The sequence below is a fragment of the Streptomyces sp. NPDC102441 genome (genome assembly GCF_044765585.1).
GTDB lineage: Bacteria > Actinomycetota > Actinomycetes > Streptomycetales > Streptomycetaceae > Streptomyces.
Genome location: NZ_JBIWKH010000011.1, coordinates 135,142 through 157,676 on the forward strand (window position 1 = coordinate 135,142; position 22,535 = coordinate 157,676).

Below are 22,535 nucleotides of genomic sequence, written 5' to 3' on the forward strand. Positions count from 1 at the left end.
TCTGTGAGTGGATCCGTCCTCAGCCGTCTCACGGGGTTCCAGAGAATGAGACGCCCGCCGACGGGCAGGCTGTACGCCGGTGTCCTTGCGCGCCGCCGGCCCACGGCGGAGCCATGATGGGCACAGGACCACAGCACTCCGACGAGAGGACATGTGTCATGCCGATCGAGGGCGAGTACGAGCCGAGCCCGACGACGTGGGTCCGTGAGCAGGTCGAGCTCATCGAGAGCTCCGGCGGAACACAGGGAACCACCATGCGCGGCATGTCCGTCATTCTCCTGACGACGCGCGGCGCCAAGAGCGGCAAGGTCCGCAAGACCCCGCTCATGCGGGTCGAGCACGACGGGGAGTACGCCGTGGTCGCCTCCCTGGGCGGAGCCCCCAAGCACCCCGTCTGGTACCACAACGTACAAGCCGACCCCGAGGTGGAGCTGAGGGACGGGACCGTACGGCAGGACATGGTCGCCCGCGAGGTCACGGGGGAGGAGAAGGCCCTGTGGTGGGAGCGCGCCGTCGAGGCGTTCCCCGACTACGCCGACTACCAGACGAAGACCGACCGGGAGATTCCCGTGTTCGTCCTCTCCCCGGCCGGGAAGAGCTGAGACGACAGCGGTGAGCGGGGCGGCCGGGATCCGGAGGGTGTGCAGGGCGGGCTGACCCGGTCCTGCCCACCCCGGATCCCGTACGCGCCTTCCTCCGAACGGCCGAGCACGCCGCGCGGGCGCTTCGCGGCCCCGGATCCAATGGGCAGGTGACCGCGCCCCCCGACGACTGCCTCGCGCGCAATGAGTGGATCTGCGGCGCCTACCTCACCAGTCGGCGTGAGATCCTCCTGGACGCCACGCTCCAGCACCTCCAGCTGACCGCCCTGTCCGTGCTGCTCGGACTCGTGATCGCCGTGCCACTCGCCCTGGCGGCCCGCCACCGGCGCTGGGCGGCCGGGCCGGTGCTCGGCGTGACCACGGTCCTGTACACGATTCCCTCGCTCGCGATGTTCTCGCTGCTGCTCCCCGTGTACGGACTGTCCGCCGCGCTCGTCGTCGCCGGCCTCGTGCTGTACTCGCTGACCCTCCTCGTACGGAACATCCTCGCCGGACTGCGCGCCGTCCCCGAAGAGACCCGGCAGGCCGCGCGCGGCATGGGCTACGGCCCCCTACGGCTGCTCCTCACGGTCGAGCTCCCACTCGCCCTGCCCGCCGCGATGGCCGGGCTGCGGGTCGCCGCCGTGTCCGCCGTCTCGCTCGTCACGGTCGGCGCGATCGTCGGGTTCGGCGGACTGGGCAACCTCATCTACTCCGGCATGAACACCTACTTCAAGGCGCAGGTGCTCACCGCATCCGTCCTCTGCGTGGTCATCGCCGTCGCCGCCGACCTGCTGCTCCTGGGAGCGCAACGGCTGCTGACGCCCTGGACCAGGAGGACCTCGTGAACACCCTCGCGGACGCCTGGTCCTGGCTCACCACCTCCGCCCACTGGTCCGGACCCGACGGCATCTGGAACCGGCTCGGCGAACACCTCTTCCTCACCGTGGTCTGCCTGCTGATCAGCTGCGCCATCGCCCTGCCGGTCGCCCTCTGGCTCGGCCACATCGGCAAGGGCGGCGCACTGGCCGTCAACCTCTCCAACATCGGACGCGCGGTCCCCACCTTCGCCGTACTCGTCCTGCTGCTGCTCACCCCGGTCGGCCGGTGGGACCAGGGGCCGACGATCATCGCGCTGGTCCTGTTCTCGATCCCGCCGCTCCTCACCAACGCCTACGTGGGGATGCGCGAGGTCGACCCCGACGTCGTGCGGGCGGCCCGGGGGATGGGGATGACCGGGCGGCAGATGCTGCGGCAGGTGGAGCTGCCCCTCGCCCTCCCGCTCGTCCTCACGGGCGTGCGCATCGCAGCCGTGCAACTCGTCGCCACCGCCACCCTGGCGGCACTCGTCGGCGGCGGGGGGCTCGGCCGGATCATCACGGCAGGATTCAACCTGGCGTCCACACCGCAGGTCGTCGCCGGAGCCGTGCTCGTCGCCGTGTTCGCCCTGCTGGTCGAGGGGCTCTTCGAGGCGGGACTGCGGCTGGCGTCCGGCCGGAACCGCGGACGGGAGGCGGCGTGAGAGTGTTGTGGGGATTCACCCGTCTCCTGTCCGTGCTCCTGCTCGCCGCCGCCTGCACCACGGGGCCCAGCCTGGAGAGCCAGGGCGACGTCACGGCGCCGCCCGGAGACAGCAAGCACCTGACCATCGGCTCGGCGGGCTTCACCGAGAGCGACCTGCTCGCCCAGATGTACGCGCTGCTGCTGGAGCAGGCCGGCTACTCGGCGCGCATCATCTCCGTCACCAACCGGGAGATCTACGAACCGGCCCTGGAGAGCGGCCAGATCGACGTCGTACCCGAATACGCCGCGACGTTCGCGGACTGGCTCAACGCCAAGGCGCACGGGCCCGATGCCGCACCGGTCGGCTCGCCCGACCTGAATACGACCATGAAAGCCCTGCGGCGTCTCGCCGCGCCCCGGGGTCTTACCGTCCTCGACCCCGGACGCGCCGTCGACCAGAACGCCTTCGCGGTCTCCCGGGCGTATGCCGCGAAGCACCGGCTGAAGACGCTCGGCGACCTCGGGCGATCGGGCCTGCCCGTCCGGCTGGCCGCGGGAGACGAATGTGTGCAGCGCCCGTACTGCGCTCCAGGCCTGAGGAAGACGTACGGCATCGACATCACCGCCGTCGACCCCAAGGGTGTCGGCACCACTCAGGCGAAACAGGCGGTCCAGCGTGGTCAGGACCAGATGGTCCTGACCACCACGACCGACGCCACTCTGGACGACTTCGGCCTCGTTCTGCTGGCCGACGACAAGCGCCTGCAGAACGCCGACTACCTGGTCCCGGTCGTGAACCGCGCCAGGGCGGGCAGCGCCGGGGTACGGGACGCCCTGGGAAAGCTCAACACCGCTCTGACGACCGCCGACCTGGCCCGGATGAACGAACAGGTCGACAGCTGGCGCAGGCTCCCCGAGGACGTCGCGCGGGCATACCTGGAGTCCGAGAAGCTGATCCCGAAGAGCTGAACGGCTACCAGGACAGTCCGCCGACCACGGAGGCGACGCGGTCGCGGTCCCAGGCGTCGTCGGCGACCGCATCCGGTAGCGGCGGGCCAGGGTCGCCCCCGGGCCCAGCACGTCGCGTGCCCGTCCGCCTCGTCGTGCTCACCGCAGTACGCGAGCCAGGGAGCCTGCCGGTCCGGTAGACGTGGCGCAGCAGTGCCACCCCGCTTCCCGCCGAGGCGACGGCGATGTCGTCGCCGTGCCGGTGGACCAGGCCCACTGGTCCCGCCAGGCGTCCGCGTCTTCGGATGCCACTCCGGGGGCCGGAGTGATCCGCCAGTCCGCGTTGCGATGCCCGTACAGATGGGTGAGCTCGACCGTCGCGCGTTCGCAGTCGATCCGGATCCGACTGACCTCGTCCGGGCTGAGCACGCTGTTCACCACGGTGGCCACCGCGCCGTTCTCGAAGCGGACGAGCGCCCTGGAGACATCCTCCGTCTCCACGGCGTGCACCAGCCGCCCCGCCATCGCGCGGATCTCCGCCCAGGGACCGAGCAGGTCGAGCAGCAGATCCATCGTGGGCCACCAGCGGCCGGCCCGTGGCCTGGCCCGCGAGCAGCTCCCGGACGAGCCGGGCGCCCGAGCCGAAGCGGTGCTGGAGCACGATCGCCGAGTACGGCCCGGCGCCACCGGAGCACTCCGCAGCCTCGATCGCGTCGAAGTCCTCCAACGACGGGCAGGGCGGCTTCTCGCACCACACCCACACCCCTGCGCGCAGCGCGGCCATAGTCTGGTCGCGGTGGAACCGGGGCGGGGTGGCGAGCGTGACCAGGTCCGGGCGCTGTTCGTCCAGCATCCGGTCGAGGCCGGTGTACGGGCGGGCGATCCCCGCGTCCTCGCAGAACGTCCCGACCGACGCCGCGTCGACATCGACCGCTGAGACGATCTCCAACGGCTGCCCGGCGGCGAGTGCGGTCAGCGCGGGCAGACGGCTGCCACGCGCACGCGCACCCGCACCGGCTTCCGACGCGAGGGATTGCTGGTCGTGACAGACACCCCTTCAGGCGATGAGAGAGGGCGCGCCCACCTGGCAGCAAGCGCTTTCTCCTCGGAAATCCAGGCTCCGCGTGCGAAGCGGGTCAAGGGGTTCGGGCCGCGTGCCCGGGTCAGGCCTTGAGGAGCGGCGGGAGCCGCGTGAGCTGCACGGCGTGCTGGAAGGGGCCGCCGCCCTCGTGGTCGTTGAAGTCGTACACCTCGATCTCCTTCTCGGCGTGGGCGTACGCGTTGAAGGCGGCGAACACCGTGGAGGGAGGGCAGGTCAGGTCCTCCATGGCCACGGAGAACAACGCGGGTGCCCGCCCCCGCGCGGCGAAGTGGACCCCGTCGAAGTAGGCGAGCGTCCTGTCGGTCTGCTCGGCCCGGCCCCGGTGCGTCTTGAGGTAGTCGCCGATCTCGCGGTACGGCTTGCGGTCGGTCATCCGGGTCGCCCGGGGAAAGTCGCAGAGGAACGGCACGTCCGGAGCGACGGCCGCCAGGTCCGGCACCAGCCCGCCGACCGCGAGGGCGAGACCGCCGCCCTGGCTCGCGCCGACCGCGGCGGTGCGGGACGCGTCGGCCAGGGGGTGCGAGCGGGCGGCCTCCACCGCGCGTACGGCGTCGGTGATCACCCTGCGGTAGTAGTACGTCGACGGGTCCTCGATGCCCTGGGTCATGAATCCGGGCAGGGACGGGCCGGAGCCCACCGGGTCGGCGGTGTCACCCGGGGCCCAGCCGCTGCCCTGGCCCCGGGTGTCCATCACGAAGTGGGCCATGCCGGCCGAGGCCCAGAGGAGGTGGGTGTGGGGCAGGCTCCGCCCCCCGCCGTACCCGATGAACTCCACGACCACCGGCAGGGGTTCGGTCGTCCCGGCCGGTATGACGAACCATCCCTTGACGGGATGGCCGCCGAACCCCGCGAACGTCACGTCGTAGACGTCGACCGTGACGAGACCGAGGCCGGTGCGCGGCTCGAAGCGGGCGTCCAGGTCGTGGGTTCTGGCCTCCTCGAGCGTGGCCGACCAGAACGCGTCGAAGTCCTCGGGCTCCACCGACCGGCTGCGATAGGAGTGCAGTTCGTCGAGGGGAAGATCGAACAGGGCCATGTGTGACCGCCTCATGCCGTGGGAGTGAATGAATGGTCACACCGTACGACGGTCGGCCCGAACGTCAACAAGCTCTCGAATGGTGGGAAAAGCCGTTGCCCGTCCGGCCTGTTCGCGCGGCCCGGGGGCGGCGGCAGTCGCCAACGAGGGTCAGTTGAGGGTGTCGGGGTCCGGGCCCGTGCGCATGCCACGGTCCAGGCCCGCGATCGCGTCCATGTCGGCGGCCGACAGCTCGAAGCCGAAGACGTCGAGGTTCTGCCGGATCCGCGAGGGCGTGACCGACTTGGGGATCACGACATTGCCGAGCTGGAGGTGCCAGCGCAGAACCACCTGGGCAGACGTCTTCCCGTGTCGTTCGGCGAGAGACGCGAGTGCCGGGTCGTCCAGCAGTGCGCCATGTGCCAGTGGGCTCCAGGCCTCGGTGGCGATGCCGTGCTCCGCGTGCACGGCTCGCAGCTCGCTCTGCTGGAGTCCGGGGTGCAGCTCGATCTGGTTGACGGCCGGGACCAGGGAGCTCTCCTCCCGCAGGCGGCGCAGGTGCGCCGGCTGGAAGTTGGAGACACCGGCGGCCCGGATCCGGCCGTCGGCAAGCAGCTTCTCCAGGGCGCGCCAGGTGTCGACGTAGAGGTCGCGGGCCGGGGTGGGCCAGTGGATGAGGTAGAGATCCACATGGTCGAGGCCGAGCTTGGCCAGGCTGGCTTCGAACGCGGCGAGAGTGGCGCCGTACCCCTGGTCCGCGTTCCAGAGCTTCGTCGTCACGAACAGCTCGTCGCGGGCGAGGCCGGACTCGGCGAGCGCGCGGCCCACGCCGGCCTCATTGCCGTACACGGCGGCGGTGTCGATGGAGCGGTAACCCGCTTCCAGTGCGGCGGTGACCGCGGCGGTGGTCTCGTCGTCGGGGACCTGGAATACGCCGAAGCCGAGCTGCGGAATCGTGACGCCGTTGTTGAGCGTGACGGTGGGGACCGTGGACATGGGTGGTGCCTCTCGTGGTGTCGGACCGGGCTGATCTGCGTACGATGGTTACGGGCGCCAACAATAATTGCATACGCGGGTTAAAGGCAAACGCCGGTAAAGCAGACGAGGCTCTTCAGGCATCGGCGATCGAGTCGAACCGCACCTGGTCGCGCCCCACCCCCTGCGCGTCCGCGTCCACCGACCGGCGTAGCGCTTCGTGGAGCTTCGCCGGGGTCAGGACGCCGAGGAACCTCGCCCCGTCCAGCACCGCGACCCACCCGGCGTCGTGCTGCAGCATCTCGCTGAACGCCTGCTTCAGCGGGGACCCGACCGGCACCCACGCGTCCATGCGCCGGGCCAGGCCGCCCACGGTGCTGTCCTGCCCGGCACCCCGCAGGGCATCCGCCGCCACCCAGCCGTGCAGCTCGCCGCCGCTGTTCAGGACGACCGCCCACCGTGCGCCCACGGAGTCCAGGCGCGCGGCCGCCGTATGCGCCGGTTCGCCGGTGCGGGCGACCGGAGGCTCCTCCAGGTCGTCCGGCTCGACCGCGGTGACCGACAGGCGTTTCAGGCCGCGGTCGGATCCCACGAACCGTGCCACGTACGGCGTCGCGGGGGTGCCGAGTACGGCGCCGGGGCTGTCGTACTGCTCGATGCGCCCCTCGCCGTACACCGCGATCCTGTCACCCATCCGCACCGCTTCCTCGATGTCGTGCGTCACGAGCAGAACGGTCTTCCTCACCGTCGACTGCAGCTTGAGGAACTCGTTCTGCAGGCGCTCGCGCACCACCGGGTCCACGGCGCCGAACGGCTCGTCCATCAGCAGCACCGGCGGGTCCGCCGCCAGAGCCCGGGCCACCCCCACCCGCTGGCGCTGACCGCCGGAGAGCTGGGCCGGATACCGCGGGCCGTACGTCTTCGGGTCGAGCCCCACCAGATCGAGCAGCTCGGCGGCACGCGCCCGCGCCCGGGCGCGCTTCCATCCGACCAGGGCCGGGACGGTCGCCGTGTTGTCCAGCACGGTCCGGTGCGGGAACAGCCCGACCTGCTGGATCACGTAACCGATCCGGCGGCGCAGTTTCACCGGGTCGATCGCCGAGATGTCCTCACCGCCCACCATGATCCGGCCGGAGGTCGGCTCGATCAGCCGGTTCACCATCATCATCGTGGTCGTCTTGCCGCAGCCGGAAGGCCCGACGAGTGTGACCAGTTCCCCCTCGCCGACCTCGAAGGACAGCCCGTCCACAGCAGTCGTGCCGTCCGGATAGACCTTGCTGACCTGCTCGAACCGGATCATGAGTGCACGGTAGGAGCCGCCGCGGCGGCACGCACACGGGCCGCGACCGACCGGGTCACGGCGATGTGCTGAACTGTCCGGGAAACACCGGATACAGGAGCTCCCTTGAACAGCTTTCGCCAGCCAGGCATCGTCCTCACCGACCGAAGCTTCACGGTCCCCCTCGACCACGACGATCCGGGCGGCGAGACGATCGAGATCTTCGGCCGTGAGGCCGTGGCGAGCGGGAAGGGCGCTGAGCAGCTGCCGTGGCTGGTCTACCTGGAAGGCGGCCCCGGCTTCGGCGCCCGCCGCTTCGTGGGCACCGAGGCCTGGCTGGGGCGGGCGGTGCGGGAGTTCCGTGTGCTGCTCCTGGACCAGCGGGGCACCGGCCTCTCCACCCCGGCCAACCGGCAGACCCTGCCCGTGCGCGGCGGCGCGCGCGAGCAGGCCGACTACCTCGCCCACTTCCGTGCCGACAGCATCGTCCGCGACTGCGAACTGATCCGCCCCCGGCTCACAGGCGGCGCGCCCTGGACCGTCCTGGGGCAGTCCTTCGGCGGCTTCTGCGCCGTCCGCTACCTGTCCGCCGCCCCGGAAGGGCTCGAGGCCGTCCTGATCACCGGCGGCCTGCCCTCCCTGGACGCGCACGCCGACGACGTCTACCGGGCCGGCTATCCGCGGATCGAGCGCAAGGTGGCGGCGCACTACGCCCGCTACCCGCAGGACATCGCCCGCGCCCGCGAGATCGCCGCATACCTCGCCGAGCACCGCCCGGACAGCGCCGGGCACACGCTGACCCCCGAGGGGTTCCAGTCCCTCGGCATCATGCTGGGCGGCGGCAACGGCAGCCACCAGCTGCACTACCTCCTGGAGAACGCCTTCGTCGAAGGCCCGCACGGCACCGAGCTGTCCGACGCCTTCCAGGAGGCCATGCGCACCTCCACCTCCTTCGCCGGCCACCCGCTGTACGCCCTGATGCACGAGGCGATCTACGGCCAGGGCGCGCGGCCCACGGACTGGGCCGCCGAACGCGTCCGCGCCGAGTTTCCGCAGTTCGACGCCGCCGCCGCGCTGGCGGGCGACGGCCCCGTGCTCTTCACCGGAGAGAGCATCCACCCCTGGCACTTCGACGTCGACCCCGCGCTGCGCCCCCTGCGCGAGACGGCGGAGCTGCTCGCCGCCCGTACCGACTGGCCCGTCCTGTACGACGCCGGGCGGCTCGCGGCCAACGAGGTGCCGGTGGCCGCCGCCGTCTACCACGACGACATGTACGTGGACACCGGCCACGCGCTGCGCACCGCATCCTCGATCCGCGGGCTGCGCACGTGGGTGACCAGCGAGTACGAGCACGACGGCGTGCGCGCGGGAGGCCCCCACGTACTGGACCGGCTGCTTGCCCTCGTGCGGGGAGAGAGCGACCGCTAGCGGTACGCGGTCACCCCTGGAGCGCGTCCAGCGTGGCGTCCAGGCCGGCCGCCGACTGCGGCGCCTGGTTGTACGGCAGCTTCGAGAGCGCGGCGGCCATGCCGCAGGTGTTGCTCACCGCGGAGTAGACGAGTCCGGCGCCGATGCCGGCCGAAAGCCACCGCGCCGCCGGGAAACGCCGGCCGGCCACCAGGCCGGCCACCACCAGCGAACCGGCGGCGAGACGCACCTGGCGCTCCATCGGCCAGGTCGTCCGGGCGCCGACAGGGCGGTCCAGCCCGTGCCCGTCGCCCTCCCAGGCGGAGGTCCCACCGGTCAGCGTGGCAGCGTCGATGTCGGCGTCGGCGAGGATCTCGCAGGCACGGGTGGACCGCACACCGGAGGCGCACACCACCAGCAGGGAGCCGCGGGCGGAGGCCGACTTCAGGGCGGGCACCGCCTCGGTCAGCCGGTCGAGCGGAATGTTCAGGGCGCCGGGCACGTGCCCGGAGGCGTATTCGCCGGGGGCCCGGACGTCGATGACGGTGAACTCCTCCAGCCGGGCTGCGGCCTCGGAGGGGGAGAGGGTGGCGGGGCTGATCACGGGCGGGGTTCCTTTCGGTCGCCGGAGCGGGGCGGGCCTGGGTCCTGCCCGCCTCTGTGCCCCGGACGGCAACAATACCCCCAGGGGTATTTCGAGCTCCGGCTCCACGCGGCCGGGCTTCGTACGCGTCCGACCGGAGCGGCTACTGGCCCCCTGCCCCGAACCGCCTCCGGAATGCACGCATCCGTTCCCTTCCGCTGGATAGCCTGCCGCGTATGACACAGCAGCTGGAACCCATGCCCACGGACTGGCGCCGCGCCCTGGCCGTGGTCGCCCACCCTGATGACCTGGAGTACGGCTGCGCCGCAGCCGTGGCCGGCTGGACCGACGAGGGGCGTGAGGTCACCTACCTTCTGGCGAGCCGGGGAGAGGCAGGGATCGACACGATCGCCCCTGACGAGTGTGCTCCACTGCGGGAACAGGAACAGCGCGAGAGCGCCGCGGCCGTCGGCGTCTCCGCCGTGGAGTTCCTCGACCACCGGGACGGTGTCATCGAATACGGCGCGGCTCTGCGCCGCGACATCGCCGCGGCCGTCCGCCGTCACCGGCCCGAACTGCTCATCACTCTCAACCACCGTGACACCTGGGGCGGCGTCGCCTGGAACACCCCGGATCACCGGGCGGTGGGCCGGGCCACCCTGGACGCCGCGGGTGACGCGGGCAACCGCTGGATCTTCCCCGAACTGGGTGAGCAGGGACTCGCGCCGTGGGACGGGGTGCGCTGGGTCGCCGTGGCGGGCACCGACCGGCCCACCCACGCGGTCGACGCGACACCCGGGTTCGAGCGCTCCGTCCGGTCGCTGCTGGCCCATCGCACCTATATCGAGGTGCTGACGGACGAGGATCCGGAGGCGTACTGCCGCACGTTCCTGACGAGTACCACCGGCGCGGCCGCCGAGCGCTTCGGCGGCCGTCCGGCCGTCACCTTCGAGGTCTTCCCCCGCTGACCGCATGGTGGGCCCGGCTCCCGCCGCGGGCGCTGATTGACAAAGAGGATTGCTGATTCTGCAATGGGGTCATGACGGAACAGAACCAGGGCGACCCTGAACTCGACGCTGTGCTCACCGGAGTCGGCCCACGTCTGAGGCGGCTGCGCAAGGACCGTGGTGTGACACTCGCAGGGCTCTCCGAGGCGACGGGAATCTCCGTCTCGACGCTGTCACGCCTCGAATCCGGTGGCCGGCGTCCCAGCCTGGAGCTGCTGCTTCCCATCGCCAGGGCCCACGAGGTGCCGCTCGATGATCTCGTCGGGGCGCCGCCGGTCGGTGATCCGAGGGTCAAGGCGAAACCGATCGTGCACGGCGCGAAGACCTCCCTGCCGCTCACGGCACGGCCGGGTGGTCTCCAGGCGTACAAGGTCATTCAGGAGGCGTCCTGCACCGAGGCGCCCGAGCAGCGCACCCACGAGGGTTACGAATGGCTGTACGTGCTCAACGGGCGGCTGCGGCTCAAGCTCGCCGAGCACGACCTGGTCCTGGCTCCTGGTGAGGCCGCCGAGTTCGACACCAGGCTCCCGCACTGGTTCGGCCCCGCGGGCGACGAGCCGGTCGAATTCCTCAGCCTGTTCGGGCCGCAGGGGGAGCGGATGCACGTAAGGGCAAAGCCCAAACAGTCGTGAACGGGTCCGGGCCGGGTGGGCGCGAGGTGTTCCCAGACTGGCAAGCGACCGCTTAGTATGCGGCGGAGCAGTGGTAATGCCGACAGTGTTGTGGAGGCCCCTCATGCAGGCATGGCGAGTGCACCGGAACGGCGAGCCGAGCGAGGTGATGGAGCTCGATGAGACGGACCGGCCGACCCCCGGGGACGGGCAGGTGCTGCTCGAGGTGCGGGCGGCGAACATCAACTTCCCCGACGCGCTGCTCTGCCGCGGCCAGTACCAGGTCAGGCCCCCGCTGCCTTTCACTCCCGGTGTGGAGGTCTGCGGCGAGACGGAGGACGGGCGCCGGGTGCTCGCCACCCCCGCCCTCCCGAGGGGCGGTTTCGCCGAGTACGTCGTGGCGGACGAGGCGGCCCTGCTGCCGGCCCCCGACGCACTTGACGACGCCGAGGCCGCCGCACTGCACATCGGCTACCAGACCGGCTGGTTCGGGCTGCACCGGCGCGCACGTCTGCAGGCCGGCGAGACACTGCTGGTGCATGCCGCCGCGGGTGGCGTCGGAAGCGCGGCCGTCCAGCTCGGCAAGGCCGCCGGCGCAACCGTCATCGGGGTCGTCGGCGGCCCTGACAAGGCCGCGACCGCCCGAGAGCTCGGCTGTGACCTGGTCATCGACCGGCGGAGCGAGGACATCGTCGCCGCGGTGAAGGAGGCCACGGGCGGACGCGGCGCGGACGTCGTCTACGACCCGGTCGGCGGGGACGCCTACGCCAAGTCCGTCAAGTGCATCGCCTTCGAGGGCCGTGTCGTGGTGGTCGGCTTCGCGAGCGGAGTCATCCCGACACCGGGCCTCAACCACGCCCTGGTGAAGAACTACTCCATCGCCGGACTCCACTGGGGTCTGTACAACACCAAGGACCCCGCCGCCGTCCGCTCCTGCCACGACGAGCTCACCAAGCTCGCGGCACAGGGAGTCATCAAGCCGCTGATCAGCGAGCGCGTCCCCATGGCCGACGCGGCGCGAGCCGTCCAGCGGGTCGCCGACGGCACCAGCACCGGCCGTATCGTCGTCCTGCCGTCAGGAGGCACCCGATGAGCGCCGTCATCGACGCGGCGGAGATCCGCCGCCTCACCCAGGAGCTGCTGGCGGCCCACCCGCCGGCCACCACCGGCCGCACCGACTTCCTCAAGGCGCGCTTCGACGCCGGTCTGGCCTGGGTGCACTATCCCGCCGGGCTGGGCGGACTCGACGCGTCACGCTCCCTGCAGCCCGTCGTCGACGCGGAACTGGCCGCCGCCGGTGCCCCGGACAACGACCCGCGCCGCATCGGTATCGGGCTCGGCATGGCCGCTCCGACCGTCCTCGGCTACGGCACCGAGGAGCAGAAACAGCGCTTCCTGCGCCCGCTGTGGGTCGGCGAGGAGGTGTGGTGCCAGCTCTTCAGCGAGCCCGGCGCCGGGTCCGACCTCGCCGCACTGGGCACCCGCGCCGTCCGCGACGGTGAGGACTGGGTGGTGGACGGGCAGAAGGTCTGGACGTCCAGCGCCCATGTGGCCCGCTGGGCGATCCTGATCGCCCGCACCGATCCGGACGTCCCCAAGCACCGTGGTATCAGCTACTTCATCTGCGACATGTCGGACCCCGGTGTCGAGGTGCGCCCGCTGCGTCAGATCACCGGCGAGGCGGAGTTCAACGAGGTCTTCCTCACCGGCGTACGCATCCCGGACAGCAGGCGCCTGGGCCCGGTCGGTGACGGGTGGAAGGTCGCCCGGACCACCTTGATGAATGAGCGCGTGTCCATCGGCGGAGCCCGCATCCCCCGCGAGGGCGGCATGATCGGCGCCGTCGCGAAGACCTGGCGCGCACAGCCCGGCCTGCGCACCCACGACCTCCACCAGCGGCTGCTCACGCTGTGGGTCGAGGCCGAGGTCGCCAGGCTCACCGGTGAACGCCTGCGTCAGCAGCTTGTCGCCGGACAGCCCGGGCCCGAGGGGTCCGGCATGAAGCTCGCCTTCGCCCGCCTCAACCAGGAGATCAGCGGCCTGGAGGTCGAACTCCTCGGTGACGAAGGCCTGCTGTACAGCGACTGGACCATGCGTCGCCCGGAGCTGGTCGACTTCACCGGACGCGACGCCGGCTACCGCTATCTGCGGTCCAAGGGCAATTCCATCGAGGGCGGTACGAGCGAGGTCCTGCTCAACATCGTCGCCGAGCGCGTCCTCGGTCTGCCCGTCGAGCCGCGCAACGACAAGGACGTCGCCTGGAAGGATCTTGCCCGATGACCGCACAGACCGAAGCCGCCCAGTCGCCCGGCCTGCTCTACTCGGAGGCCGAGGAAGACCTGCGGTCCGCCGTGCGTTCGCTGCTCGCCGACAGGGCCGACGCGCCGAAGGTGATCGCGGCGATCGAGTCCGACACGCCGTACGACCTGCGGCTGTGGGAATCGCTGGCCACGGGGATCGGGGCAGCGGGTCTGCTGGTCCCGGAGAAGCTCGGAGGCCAGGGTGCTACCCACCGTGAGGCCGCTGTGGTCCTGGAGGAGCTCGGGCGCAGTGTCGCCCCGGCGCCGTACCTGACGAGCGCTGTCGTCGCGACCGAGATCCTTCTCGCGCTGAGTGCCGAGGACGGCCCGGCCGCCGGACTCCTCGGTGAACTGGCGACGGGCAGCAAGGTCGCCGTGCTCGCGCTGCCGTTCGCCACGCCCCCCGCCGAGGGAGCGGCGGCGATGACCGGAGCCCTGGAGCGGACCGTGACCGGCGTCGCGGAGGCGGCGACGGCCGACGTGCTGCTGGTGCCCACCGAGAAGGGGCTCTACGCGGTGGAGACCGGCGGGGACGGCGTCGCCGCACAGCCGCTCGTCCCGCTCGACCTGACCCGGCCGCTCGCCACGGTCACCCTCACCGGCGCCACCGGCACCCTCATCGCGGACGCGGGCCCAGCGGCAGCGGCCCTGACCAGGGGCCTGCTGGCCGGTGCGGGGCTGCTCGCGTCCGAGCAGCTCGGCCTGGCCGAGTGGTGTCTGACCGAGACCGTCCGGTACACCCGTGAACGTCACCAGTTCAACAGGCCGGTGGGCTCGTTCCAGTCGCTCAAGCACCGGATGGCGGAGCTGTGGCTGGAGGTCGTCTCCGCGCGTGCCGCCGCCCGCAACGCCGCGGACGCGCTGGCGACCGGCAGTCCGGACGCTCCGCTCGCGGTCGCCGTGGCGCAGGCGTACTGCTCCGGGGTCGCGGTCCACGCGGCGGAGGAGTGCGTCCAGCTGCACGGCGGGATCGGCATGACCTGGGAGCACCCCGCGCATCTGTATCTGAAGCGGGCCAAGGCCGACTCGATCGCGTACGGCACGGCGGGACACCACCGTGAGGCCGTGGCCGGGCTGGTGGAGCTTCCGGCTCCGTGAAGCGGTGCGGGGCGGGGGTGCGTGATCACACGTGCCCCCGCCCCGTCATGCCCTGCGGTGTCCGGCGCGGTGAGCAGGAAAACAGCAGGCACAGCGCAACCGACGCGTGGACGACGGGCGTTCCAACTCTTGGCAGGTACCTGCCTTTCGTTCCGTCCGGGGCTCCATACTCATCGCGTCCCCCCGCCCGCTCTGCCCGCCCGACCGCTTCAGGGAGACCCCATGGCACACCTGACCCGTCGCAGAGTCGTCACCACCGCCCTCGCCACCGCCGCCGCGGGAGCTTTCATCCCCGCCCAGGCAGCCGCCGCGGCACCCACCGCGACCACCCGCCCCCGTGGCCCCCGACCTCTGGCGCGGGCCCACGCCCACAACGACTACCTGCACCCGCGCCCTCTCCACGACGCACTCGGGCACGGCTTCACCAGCGTCGAGGCGGACGTCTTCCTCGTCGACGGCGAACTGCTCGTCGCCCACGAGGCCGAGAGTCTCGACCCCGCGCGCACCCTCGCCTCGCTCTACCTCGACCCCCTGGTCGCACGGATCCGCGCCAACCACGGTTCCGTCCACGCCGGGCACCGGGACCCGCTGCAGCTGCTGATCGACATCAAGACCGACGGCGCCGCCACCTACCTACAGCTCGACAGGGTGCTCCGCCGTTACCGCCGGATCCTCACCCGCTCCGTCCATGGCCGGGTCCGGACCGGTGCGGTGACCGCCGTCATCTCGGGCGACCGGGCCGCCCGCGTCCCGATGGAGGCACAGGCCACCCGGTACGCCTTCTACGACGGCCGGCCCGAGGACCTCGGCACCGCGGCCCCCGCCTCCTTCATCCCTCTCATCAGCGGCAACTGGGCCACGAGCTTCAGCTGGCAGGGGACAGGGCCCTTCCCCGCCGCCGAGCGGGACAGGCTGGGCACGTTCGTCGCATCGGCCCACGCCGACGGACAGCGGGTCCGCTTCTGGGGCACGCCCGACCTCGCGGGCCCGGAACGCGATGCCGTCTGGACCGAGCTCGTCGCCGCGGGCGTCGACCACCTCAACACCGACGATCTGGCAGGGCTCGAGACGTTCCTGCGCCGACGCGGGGCCAGCAGTCGCAGGACCGGCTGACCGGCGCCGGCAGTCGCGTCCGGTCACCGTGCGTCAACACCCGTTCGGCGGACACGCCAGTTCGCCGAACGGCCCCTCCGCTGCGCCACACTGGCGGCCGAATGCCGCAATTCCGGCGCGGCGGAGGAGGTTGGCCATGGCCATTTCGATCTCAGTGGTGCTGCTTCTGCTGATCCTCGCAGTGATCTTCCTGCGCAACGGCGGACTCAAGGTCTCGCACGCGATCGTCTGCGCCCTGCTGGGATTCTTTCTCGCGGGTACGAGCATGGCTCCCACCATCCACGAAGGGATCACCGCCACCGCGAACGTCGTCAGTGGCCTGAGGCCCTGACCACACGCACCGTCCGGGTGCGGGAGAATGTCGACCGGATCGCGGCACAGTGCCGCACAGGACCCGACCGGGGCGATACCGTCGTCCGAGGGCCCCTGCGCGCGCTTCGTCGACATGGCTTGGACCTGACCGATCCTTGCCACGCACCTGGAGAACGCATTCCATGTCATTCCCGTCCCCCGGACGGCACTCGGGTGCCGCCCACCACGAGTACTGCAACAACGCACTGTGCTGTCGCTGCCAGCAGCGCCAGTGGACGACGAAACTCGGCGACGAGCGCCTCTGCGGCCCCTGCGCCGCCTGCTGCCGTGACTGCGGCCGGGCCCCCGCGCCCCACCTGGACGGGCTCGACGACGGGCTCTGCGCGGAATGCCGCGGCCGGTGCGGCCGATGCCAGCGTGCGCTGCCCGCCGACGGCCCCTGCACCTGCCGCAAGTGGCGCGAGCGCGCGGCCGGCGATCCGGTCGGCTACATCCTTCAGGCCCTTCCGCAACCGCTGGTCCAGGCACTCGGTCACCGCCACCCCCGTACGGTGCACGATCTGATCCACCAGGAACTCGCCCGGCGCACCCCGGACCAGCTTCTGGAGCGGCTCGAACGCCGGTGGAACGTCCGCTGGTCCCATGCCCTCCACGAGAAGGACGAGGACGGCCGGCGCCGCTGGGCGCCGCAGGAGATCGCCGAGGCGCTGGTGGGCCCCGCCCACTGCGCGAATCCCCAGTGCGAGGACGGCTACCTGATCACCACGGACACCCCGTGCGGCGAGTGTCTGCGCCCCACCCACCGTTTCGTCACCTCGGTGGCCGACCGGACGGCCACGTCGGAGCACGTCCGTGCCGCAGCCGCGCAGATCCGGCGAGCACTGGTGGAAGGCCGCTCCACGAAGCCGGGCAAGCGGCGGCCGACAGGCTGAGCGGGCTCAGCTCTTGTCCAGCGCACCCCGCACCAGCGCCGCGGCGAGTACAGCCGGGTCCTGGTCCTTCGCCAGCCGGATGAGCTTGCCCGGTGTCGTGGGCAGCCCCAGCTGTTCGGCTCCCTGGAGCGCCTTCGTGTCGAGGTAGGGCGCCGTCTCGGGCCATACCGTCTGCACCTCGCGAAGGAAGATGTCGGCGCCCGCCGGCCCTATGCCGGGAAAGCGGCGGAGCCCCGCGCGCAGTGCGTCCGTGTCCCCGTCGGCCTCCCGGCGCAGGCGTCGAAGGTCCCCGCCGTACGAGTCGAGCAGGAGGAGTGCACCGTCTCCCAGCTGGGTCGCCGTACGTTCGTCGTACCGGCGGTAGCCGCCCTCGCCCAGCGCGTCGACGCGCTCCTGCCACGTGGCGTCGGCCATGCGGCGCGGCGTGCGCAGCCGATGCGAGAAGAGTGCCTGCGCGGCGGCCACCGCCACCTGTGCACGGATCCGAGCGCTCAGCAGGTGGCTCAGGACGAGCAGTTGGTACAGGGGCTGAGGGGTGTCACGCAGCCGGATACCCGCCTCGGCGGCAAAGGTGGTGCCGTGCCGCTCCAGCAACGCGTCCAGAGTCCGGCGCGCGCTCATGTGAAGCCGAAGATTCGTGCGATGAAGTATCCGGCGACGACGGCTGAGCCCAGCAGCACCACGGTCGCCCAGAGGACGGGGTGTTCCCAGATGCCACCGTCGGCACGCTCGACGTGTGCTTCGCTTATGCAGCCCTCGGCGGGAGGCGTCTCCCCCGGGGGCGTGAGTGAGATAGCCATGTCTCCACCCTCTCTCCATGTGGCCAGGATCGCGAGACCGGCGCCGATGGGGGCACGCGTACGTCCGTACGGAGTCCGCCCGGCCCCCGAAGCACTGGGGGGCCGGGGAACGGGGCACCGTCAAGGAATGCCTGCCGTTTCCACGCCCGAGCCCGTCGTCAAACTCGTCCAGCGCACCACCGAACCGGTCGCGGCCCAGACGCTGCGGTCGACGGCAGCGGCCGTCATCGCCTTCGCCGTGGCCCAGGCAGTGCTGCCCGAACCGCACCCGGCCCCGCTCACCGCCCCCCTCACCGCCCTCCTCGTGGTGCAGGTGACGCTGTACGCCACACTCACCACCGGGATCAGGCGTGTGAACGCCGTCGTCGTCGGGGTCCTCATCGCCAGCGGGTTCAGCTCCCTGGTGGGCCTGAGCTGGTGGACTCTCGGGCTGACCATCTTCACCTCCCTGCTGGTCGGACGACTGGTCCGGGTCAACGAGTTCGTGCCGGAGGTGGCCATCAGCGCAATGCTCGTCCTCGGCGTCGCCCAGGTCGCCGACACAGCCTGGGAGCGCGTGCTGGAGACGCTGATCGGCGCGGGAGTCGGTCTGCTCTTCAACCTCCTCCTGGCACCGCCCGTCTGGGTCGAGTCGGCGGGCGCCTCCATCGGCGGCCTGGGGGCGCGGATGGGAAAGATGTTCCGGGCCCTCGGTGAGGAGATCGGCGGCAACCACCCCGTGCGGGAGGCCGCCGCCCGGCTGCACGAAGCCCGCCGTCTGGACCACGACATCGTGGAGGTCGACGGCTCCCTGAGGCAGGCCGAGGAGAGCCTGATGCTCAACCCACGCGTCAAGCAGGGGCTGCTCTACCGTGTCGTCCTGCGGACCGGGCTCGACACGCTGGAGATCTGCGCAGTGGTGCTGCGCGTCCTGACCCGCACACTGACCGACCTCGCCAAGGAGCGCACCGGTGAAGCGCTCTTCCCCGAGGACGTGGCCATGAACCTCAGGGAGCTGTTCGGGCACATGTCCGACGCCATCGAGGGCTTCGCGCTGATGATCACCACGCCGATGGCCGAGAGCGGAGAGGAGGCCGAGGAGCGCCTGGCCGACGCGCTCGCCCGCAGTCGCACGACTCGCGACCGCGTGGCGGACCTGCTGCTCGAAGACGTCCAGGAGCACCCGAGGCAGTGGCAGCTGCACGGCGCACTGCTCGCGGAGGTCGACCGCATCCTCGACGAGCTCGACATCGACAAGCGCACGGAGCGCCTGGCCGAGGAACTGGACCGCCGCTCCGCCCAGGCCCACGAACACCACCCACGGCTGCGGGAGGTGTCCCGCCGGCTGCGCGGCGTGACGCAGTTCCGTCCGAGGGCCGGTGAGTGAGGGACGTCAGCCCGCCGAACCGCGGGGCTCGTCGCCGGGCCGCGTCCGGCGCCGGTGGCTGGTGTCGCACCACGGGTACATCCGGCTGCGCCGGCACATGCAGACGGCCACGACGAACCGGTCGGAGACGGCCACGCTGCCGTCCGCGCAGGTGACTTCCACGGGCCCTTCGACCAGGAGAGGCCCCTCGTCTCCGAGGGTGATCCGGCACGGGTTTTCAGGCTTGTTCGGCACGGATGACCACCAGTTCCTCCGACGTCTCTCCCTGGTCCACCAGGCCCGCTTCCCGAAGCCACCGCAGTCTGGAGCGCAGCACGGGCCCGAGGGGAACCAGGGCGCGGTGACTGACACAGGCCCGCAGCCCGGCATCCGAGAGACGCCGGAGGGTGGCTTCGCTGTCGCACAGGCCGGAGTGCACGAGGAGGAGGCGGCCTCCGGGGCGCAGCGCGGCCGGGGCGGTCTCACACACCCTGTCCAGGATCGCCCGCCCGTCGCGCCCGGCCTCCCAGGCCCGCGCCGCACCGTGCCCGGGGAGCCGGCCCAGGGGGGACGGCACATAGGGCGGGTTGCAGATCACCAGGTCGTAGGACCGGCCGGGCAGTGCCGAGAGGAGATCGCTGCGCTGCACGGTGATATGCCGACGGTGCAGCAGTGCGTTCAGCCGGGCGGTCACCAGCGCCCGCCACGCGACGTCCACGGCCGTCACCCGCGCTCCCCGCCGCGCGGCGTGCAGAGCGAGGGCGCCGCTGCCCGTGCCGACATCCAGGACCTCGGTGTTCGGACCGATGTCCTCCCGGTTGAGTGCCGCCAGGAGCAGGAGAGTGTCGTGCTGGGGCGCGTACACCCCCGGAAGAGTCATCAAGCGGGCGTTACGGGTGCCCTCGGCCATGTCTGCGGACATCTGTGACTCCATTCGGTGCTTCGCCGACGGTACGGATCAGGGCGGTGGTTCAGGCCTGCCAGCCCGTGAGCAGCCGGTCGCCGAGCCGGTCCTCGAGGAACGAGGTGGCGGTGACGCCGAACGCGATGTCTGCCGCCAGTTCGGGTTCGTCGTCGAGCAGACCGCCGATCACGTCGCGGCGCACCACCTGCTCGTGCACCGCGTCCGCTTCGACGTGCTCGGTGTAGAAGAACTCCGCCGCGGGGCCCGCGCCGGTGCGTTTCATGGCGTCGGCGAGACGCCGCGACGCGGGGGAGGAGGTGATCTCCACAGCGCCGAAGTGACCCACCAGAGCCCCGCGCAGCCGACGGTGCAGACCGAACAGCGACATCAGGTTCACCAGGGCCAGCATGGGCGCGCAGCCCTCGTCCAGATAGCGTCCGTACGCGCTGTCGAGGCCCAGATCCGTCATGAGGTCGGCGAACAACCGGGCGTGGACGCGGTCCGCTCGCCCGGCGCCGAACTCGTCGTACTCGATCGCTGCCATGCCCGCCTTGGCCCGCCCACTGAGCCGTGGCAGCACCCAGGCATGCGGGTCGGCCTCCTTGAGGTGGTACAGCGAGCGCTGCACCGCGTATTCGCGCAGGTGGCGAAGCTCGCCACGGTCCTGGAGGAACCAGGAGACGCCGGATCCGCGGACCGGTTCCACCAGAAGCCTGTCCAGGACATCCTCAAGGCCGGCGTCCACGGGCGCGTCGAGCCGCAGCGCCGTCAGGAAACGGTCCTCCAACGCGGCGCGTACCGCGAGAAGGGGCGGATCCCACTCCAGTTCGGGGCGTACGCCGCTGAACCCGCGATAGTGCAGCTCGTAGCAGACGTAGAGCGAGAGTTGCAGGTCGTCGCCGTACGGCTCGGCGGCCCGCGCCCCTTCCGGATCCGGCAGAGGGCCGCTGTCCTGCAGGTAGCCGATCACACCTGCGGAGAGCGCGCCGCGTGCTCGCGGAAGGGCAGGTCCTGTGCGGTGACGTGACATGGCTTTCCTCCTGCCCCGGCATGCCCCGGAGTCACATGGACGACCGTGATCGACTCTACGCCGAACGCCCGCGACCAGCCTGTCCGCACCGGCGCACCCTGGCCCAGGGCACTACCGGCCGGGCTTCTCCGCCGTCCAGGACAGGAGCCGTTCCACGGGCCAGGTGGTGACGACACGGTCCACGGGCACTCCGCACTCCTCCGCCCGAGCGCACCCGTACGGCTGCCAGTCCAGCTGCCCCGGCGCGTGGGCGTCGGTGTCGATCGAGAGGAGAGCACCCGAAGCGACGGCCTGCCGGAGCAGGTCGCGTGGGGGATCGAGCCGCTCCGGGCGGCAGTTGATCTCCACCGCCGTCCCGGCCTCGGCGCACGCCGCGAAGACTCGGCCGGCGTCGAACTCCGACGGGGGCCGCTTCTTCCCGCCGAGGAGGCGCCCCGTGCAGTGCCCCAGGATGTCCGCGTGCGGATCGCGTACGGCGGCGAGCATTCGCTCGGTCATCGCCGCCGCGTCCATCCGCAGCTTCGAGTGGACCGAGACGACCACCACATCGAGCCGCTCCAGCACGTCAGGATCCTGGTCCAGCGAGCCGTCGTCGAGGATGTCGCACTCGATTCCGGTGAGCAGGCGAAAAGGCGCCCACCGCTCGTTGAGCTCCGCCACCACGGACAGCTGATCGAGGAGGCGCTCGGTCGAGAGCCCGTTGGCCACGGTGAGCCTGGGGGAGTGGTCGGTGAGCACTGCCCACTCATGGCCCAGCTCGGCAGCCGTCCGGCCCATCTCCGCGATGGGGCTGCCCCCGTCGGACCAGTCCGAGTGGAGATGGCAGTCCCCTCGCAGGGCGGCCAGCAGCGACTCGCCGCCCGAGGCCAACGGTGCGGACGCCTCTTCCTCCAGGGCTTCGAGATAGCCGGGCGTCGCCCCCTCCATCGCCTCATGGATCACCCTGGCCGTCTTCGGCCCGATGCCGCGCACCGTCTCCAGCGAACCGTGCGCCACCCGCTGGGCGACCTCCTCGCCGTCCATGGAACTGATCGCCTCCGCCGCCGTGCGGAAGGCCTTCACCCGGTACGTCGCTGCCTGGGACCGCTCCAGAAGGAACGCGATCCGCCGCAGTGCCTCTGCCGGATCCATCTCAGGGCCGCGCGGTGTGATGAGGGTGCCCGTGCGTACGGCGGGCTTCCTTCATCTCCGCCTCGTAGAGGTGGCGCCGCCCTCCCACGAGCTCCCGGCGCACCCGCTCCTCGACCGCGACGAACGGCCGGTAGTACGTGTCGTCGTACGCCTCGACGATCTGAAAGGTCCAGCAGCCGGGGATGACGTTGCGGCCCAGGATCTCCCGCTCCACAAGGTCCGCCTGCTCCGCGTGGCCACCCATCCGGAGGAGCTCGACGACCCGGTCCAGCGTCAGATCCGCACCGCCCGTGAGCTGATGGAATCCGTAGAGCTGCCCCCGGGCACGCTCCACCCCCTCCAGCGCCTGCGTCAGCGCTCCGAGCGCCTCGACGGTCGTGTCACCGGCCCCGAACGGCCGTACGTGCTCTTCATCGGGCCCGGCGGGGCCACGGCTCTCACTCATGCCTACGACTGTGCACGCGTCCAGGGCGATGCGTCCCGCCGGAACGGCGAAAGGGTGAGCATCCTGGCTCGCCCGCCCGTCGGCCGAGGTGCGCCGGAACCGATTCTGATCAGA

The 22,535-nt window shown here is 71.3% G+C and carries 25 protein-coding genes and 1 pseudogene; 14 read left to right on the top strand and 12 right to left on the bottom strand.

Annotated features, from left to right (window positions below; translation table 11 throughout):
• The first annotated feature begins 158 nt into the window (after nucleotides 1-158).
• From ACIREO_RS24435 to ACIREO_RS24450, 4 genes are all read left to right on the top strand, one after another.
• Nucleotides 159-602: a nitroreductase family deazaflavin-dependent oxidoreductase gene (locus ACIREO_RS24435; protein ID WP_404113747.1), complete on the top strand. Its 444-nt coding sequence runs from the start codon at nucleotides 159-161 to the stop codon at nucleotides 600-602.
• 149 nt (nucleotides 603-751) lie between these two features.
• Nucleotides 752-1,429 carry an ABC transporter permease gene (locus ACIREO_RS24440; RefSeq protein WP_404113749.1) on the top strand — a complete coding sequence of 226 codons (678 nt, stop codon included), beginning with the start codon at nucleotides 752-754 and terminating at the stop codon, nucleotides 1,427-1,429.
• Nucleotides 1,426-2,103 (top strand): ABC transporter permease, encoded by a 678-nt coding sequence (locus tag ACIREO_RS24445; protein ID WP_404113751.1) that lies wholly within the window; start codon nucleotides 1,426-1,428, stop codon nucleotides 2,101-2,103. Before ACIREO_RS24440 ends, ACIREO_RS24445 begins: the two co-directional genes overlap by 4 nt.
• A 2-nt stretch (nucleotides 2,104-2,105) precedes the next feature.
• Nucleotides 2,106-3,053 carry an ABC transporter substrate-binding protein gene (locus tag ACIREO_RS24450; RefSeq protein ID WP_404114068.1) on the top strand — a complete coding sequence of 316 codons (948 nt, stop codon included), beginning with the start codon at nucleotides 2,106-2,108 and terminating at the stop codon, nucleotides 3,051-3,053.
• A gap of 258 nt (nucleotides 3,054-3,311) precedes the next feature.
• Here ACIREO_RS24450 and ACIREO_RS24455 read toward each other — a convergent pair.
• The 4 genes and pseudogenes from ACIREO_RS24455 to ACIREO_RS24470 all read right to left on the bottom strand — a co-directional run.
• Nucleotides 3,312-4,059 (bottom strand): annotated as a pseudogene (locus ACIREO_RS24455) (Gfo/Idh/MocA family protein); the annotation flags it as partial.
• Between the two features lie 136 nt (nucleotides 4,060-4,195).
• Nucleotides 4,196-5,170, bottom strand: a complete 975-nt coding sequence (locus ACIREO_RS24460; RefSeq protein ID WP_404113753.1) for an acetylxylan esterase — start codon at nucleotides 5,168-5,170, stop codon at nucleotides 4,196-4,198.
• 150 nt (nucleotides 5,171-5,320) lie between these two features.
• On the bottom strand, nucleotides 5,321-6,145 hold the full coding sequence (locus tag ACIREO_RS24465; RefSeq protein WP_404113755.1) for an aldo/keto reductase: 825 nt from the start codon (nucleotides 6,143-6,145) through the stop codon (nucleotides 5,321-5,323).
• Between the two features lie 115 nt (nucleotides 6,146-6,260).
• The gene (locus tag ACIREO_RS24470) at nucleotides 6,261-7,424 is read right to left on the bottom strand and encodes an ABC transporter ATP-binding protein (protein ID WP_404113756.1); all 1,164 of its coding nucleotides are present in this window, start codon (nucleotides 7,422-7,424) and stop codon (nucleotides 6,261-6,263) included.
• A gap of 105 nt (nucleotides 7,425-7,529) precedes the next feature.
• Here ACIREO_RS24470 and ACIREO_RS24475 point away from each other — a divergent pair, with 105 nt between their 5' ends.
• Entirely contained in the window at nucleotides 7,530-8,831 is a 1,302-nt protein-coding gene (locus tag ACIREO_RS24475) for an alpha/beta fold hydrolase (RefSeq protein ID WP_404113757.1), read from the top strand.
• 10 nt (nucleotides 8,832-8,841) lie between these two features.
• On the opposite strand, the gene ACIREO_RS24480 is transcribed toward ACIREO_RS24475, so the two are convergent.
• Complete coding sequence (locus ACIREO_RS24480; RefSeq protein ID WP_404113758.1) at nucleotides 8,842-9,414, bottom strand: rhodanese-like domain-containing protein; 573 nt, start codon at nucleotides 9,412-9,414, stop codon at nucleotides 8,842-8,844.
• Nucleotides 9,415-9,629: 215 nt separating this feature from the next.
• Here ACIREO_RS24480 and ACIREO_RS24485 point away from each other — a divergent pair, with 215 nt between their 5' ends.
• The 8 genes from ACIREO_RS24485 (at nucleotide 9,630) to ACIREO_RS24520 (ending at nucleotide 16,766) form a co-directional block, all read left to right on the top strand.
• A complete protein-coding gene (locus tag ACIREO_RS24485) occupies nucleotides 9,630-10,361 on the top strand; it encodes a PIG-L deacetylase family protein (protein WP_404113759.1) in 732 nt (243 codons plus the stop codon).
• 71 nt (nucleotides 10,362-10,432) lie between these two features.
• Nucleotides 10,433-11,032: a helix-turn-helix domain-containing protein gene (locus tag ACIREO_RS24490; RefSeq protein ID WP_404113761.1), complete on the top strand. Its 600-nt coding sequence runs from the start codon at nucleotides 10,433-10,435 to the stop codon at nucleotides 11,030-11,032.
• Between the two features lie 103 nt (nucleotides 11,033-11,135).
• Complete coding sequence (locus tag ACIREO_RS24495) at nucleotides 11,136-12,104, top strand: NADPH:quinone oxidoreductase family protein (RefSeq protein WP_404113763.1); 969 nt, start codon at nucleotides 11,136-11,138, stop codon at nucleotides 12,102-12,104.
• A complete protein-coding gene (locus ACIREO_RS24500; protein WP_404113765.1) occupies nucleotides 12,101-13,291 on the top strand; it encodes an acyl-CoA dehydrogenase family protein in 1,191 nt (396 codons plus the stop codon). Before ACIREO_RS24495 ends, ACIREO_RS24500 begins: the two co-directional genes overlap by 4 nt.
• On the top strand, nucleotides 13,288-14,409 hold the full coding sequence (locus ACIREO_RS24505; protein WP_404113767.1) for an acyl-CoA dehydrogenase family protein: 1,122 nt from the start codon (nucleotides 13,288-13,290) through the stop codon (nucleotides 14,407-14,409). The genes ACIREO_RS24500 and ACIREO_RS24505 overlap by 4 nt, the downstream gene beginning before the upstream one ends.
• Before the next feature lie 222 nt (nucleotides 14,410-14,631).
• The gene (locus ACIREO_RS24510) at nucleotides 14,632-15,522 is read left to right on the top strand and encodes a phosphatidylinositol-specific phospholipase C/glycerophosphodiester phosphodiesterase family protein (protein ID WP_404113769.1); all 891 of its coding nucleotides are present in this window, start codon (nucleotides 14,632-14,634) and stop codon (nucleotides 15,520-15,522) included.
• A gap of 136 nt (nucleotides 15,523-15,658) precedes the next feature.
• Nucleotides 15,659-15,853: a hypothetical protein gene (locus ACIREO_RS24515; RefSeq protein WP_404113771.1), complete on the top strand. Its 195-nt coding sequence runs from the start codon at nucleotides 15,659-15,661 to the stop codon at nucleotides 15,851-15,853.
• Nucleotides 15,854-16,016: 163 nt separating this feature from the next.
• The gene (locus ACIREO_RS24520; RefSeq protein ID WP_404113773.1) at nucleotides 16,017-16,766 is read left to right on the top strand and encodes a hypothetical protein; all 750 of its coding nucleotides are present in this window, start codon (nucleotides 16,017-16,019) and stop codon (nucleotides 16,764-16,766) included.
• Nucleotides 16,767-16,772: 6 nt separating this feature from the next.
• On the opposite strand, the gene ACIREO_RS24525 is transcribed toward ACIREO_RS24520, so the two are convergent.
• Nucleotides 16,773-17,387 carry an endonuclease gene (locus tag ACIREO_RS24525; RefSeq protein WP_404113775.1) on the bottom strand — a complete coding sequence of 205 codons (615 nt, stop codon included), beginning with the start codon at nucleotides 17,385-17,387 and terminating at the stop codon, nucleotides 16,773-16,775.
• The gene (locus ACIREO_RS24530; protein ID WP_404113777.1) at nucleotides 17,384-17,566 is read right to left on the bottom strand and encodes a DUF6480 family protein; all 183 of its coding nucleotides are present in this window, start codon (nucleotides 17,564-17,566) and stop codon (nucleotides 17,384-17,386) included. Before ACIREO_RS24530 ends, ACIREO_RS24525 begins: the two co-directional genes overlap by 4 nt.
• Before the next feature lie 127 nt (nucleotides 17,567-17,693).
• Between ACIREO_RS24530 and ACIREO_RS24535 the strand changes: the two genes are divergently transcribed.
• Complete coding sequence (locus tag ACIREO_RS24535) at nucleotides 17,694-18,932, top strand: aromatic acid exporter family protein (protein WP_404113779.1); 1,239 nt, start codon at nucleotides 17,694-17,696, stop codon at nucleotides 18,930-18,932.
• Between the two features lie 6 nt (nucleotides 18,933-18,938).
• On the opposite strand, the gene ACIREO_RS24540 is transcribed toward ACIREO_RS24535, so the two are convergent.
• From ACIREO_RS24540 to ACIREO_RS24560, 5 genes are all read right to left on the bottom strand, one after another.
• Nucleotides 18,939-19,166, bottom strand: coding sequence for a CDGSH iron-sulfur domain-containing protein (locus ACIREO_RS24540; protein WP_404113780.1), 228 nt, complete (start codon nucleotides 19,164-19,166; stop codon nucleotides 18,939-18,941).
• Nucleotides 19,150-19,833, bottom strand: coding sequence for a HemK2/MTQ2 family protein methyltransferase (locus tag ACIREO_RS24545; protein WP_404113782.1), 684 nt, complete (start codon nucleotides 19,831-19,833; stop codon nucleotides 19,150-19,152). The genes ACIREO_RS24540 and ACIREO_RS24545 overlap by 17 nt, the downstream gene beginning before the upstream one ends.
• A gap of 49 nt (nucleotides 19,834-19,882) precedes the next feature.
• Nucleotides 19,883-20,845, bottom strand: a complete 963-nt coding sequence (locus tag ACIREO_RS24550) for an iron-containing redox enzyme family protein (protein WP_404113784.1) — start codon at nucleotides 20,843-20,845, stop codon at nucleotides 19,883-19,885.
• Nucleotides 20,846-20,956: 111 nt separating this feature from the next.
• A complete protein-coding gene (locus tag ACIREO_RS24555; protein WP_404113786.1) occupies nucleotides 20,957-21,976 on the bottom strand; it encodes a PHP domain-containing protein in 1,020 nt (339 codons plus the stop codon).
• Between the two features lies 1 nt (nucleotide 21,977).
• Nucleotides 21,978-22,421, bottom strand: a complete 444-nt coding sequence (locus ACIREO_RS24560; protein ID WP_404113788.1) for a hypothetical protein — start codon at nucleotides 22,419-22,421, stop codon at nucleotides 21,978-21,980.
• Between the last annotated feature and the right edge of the window lie 114 nt (nucleotides 22,422-22,535).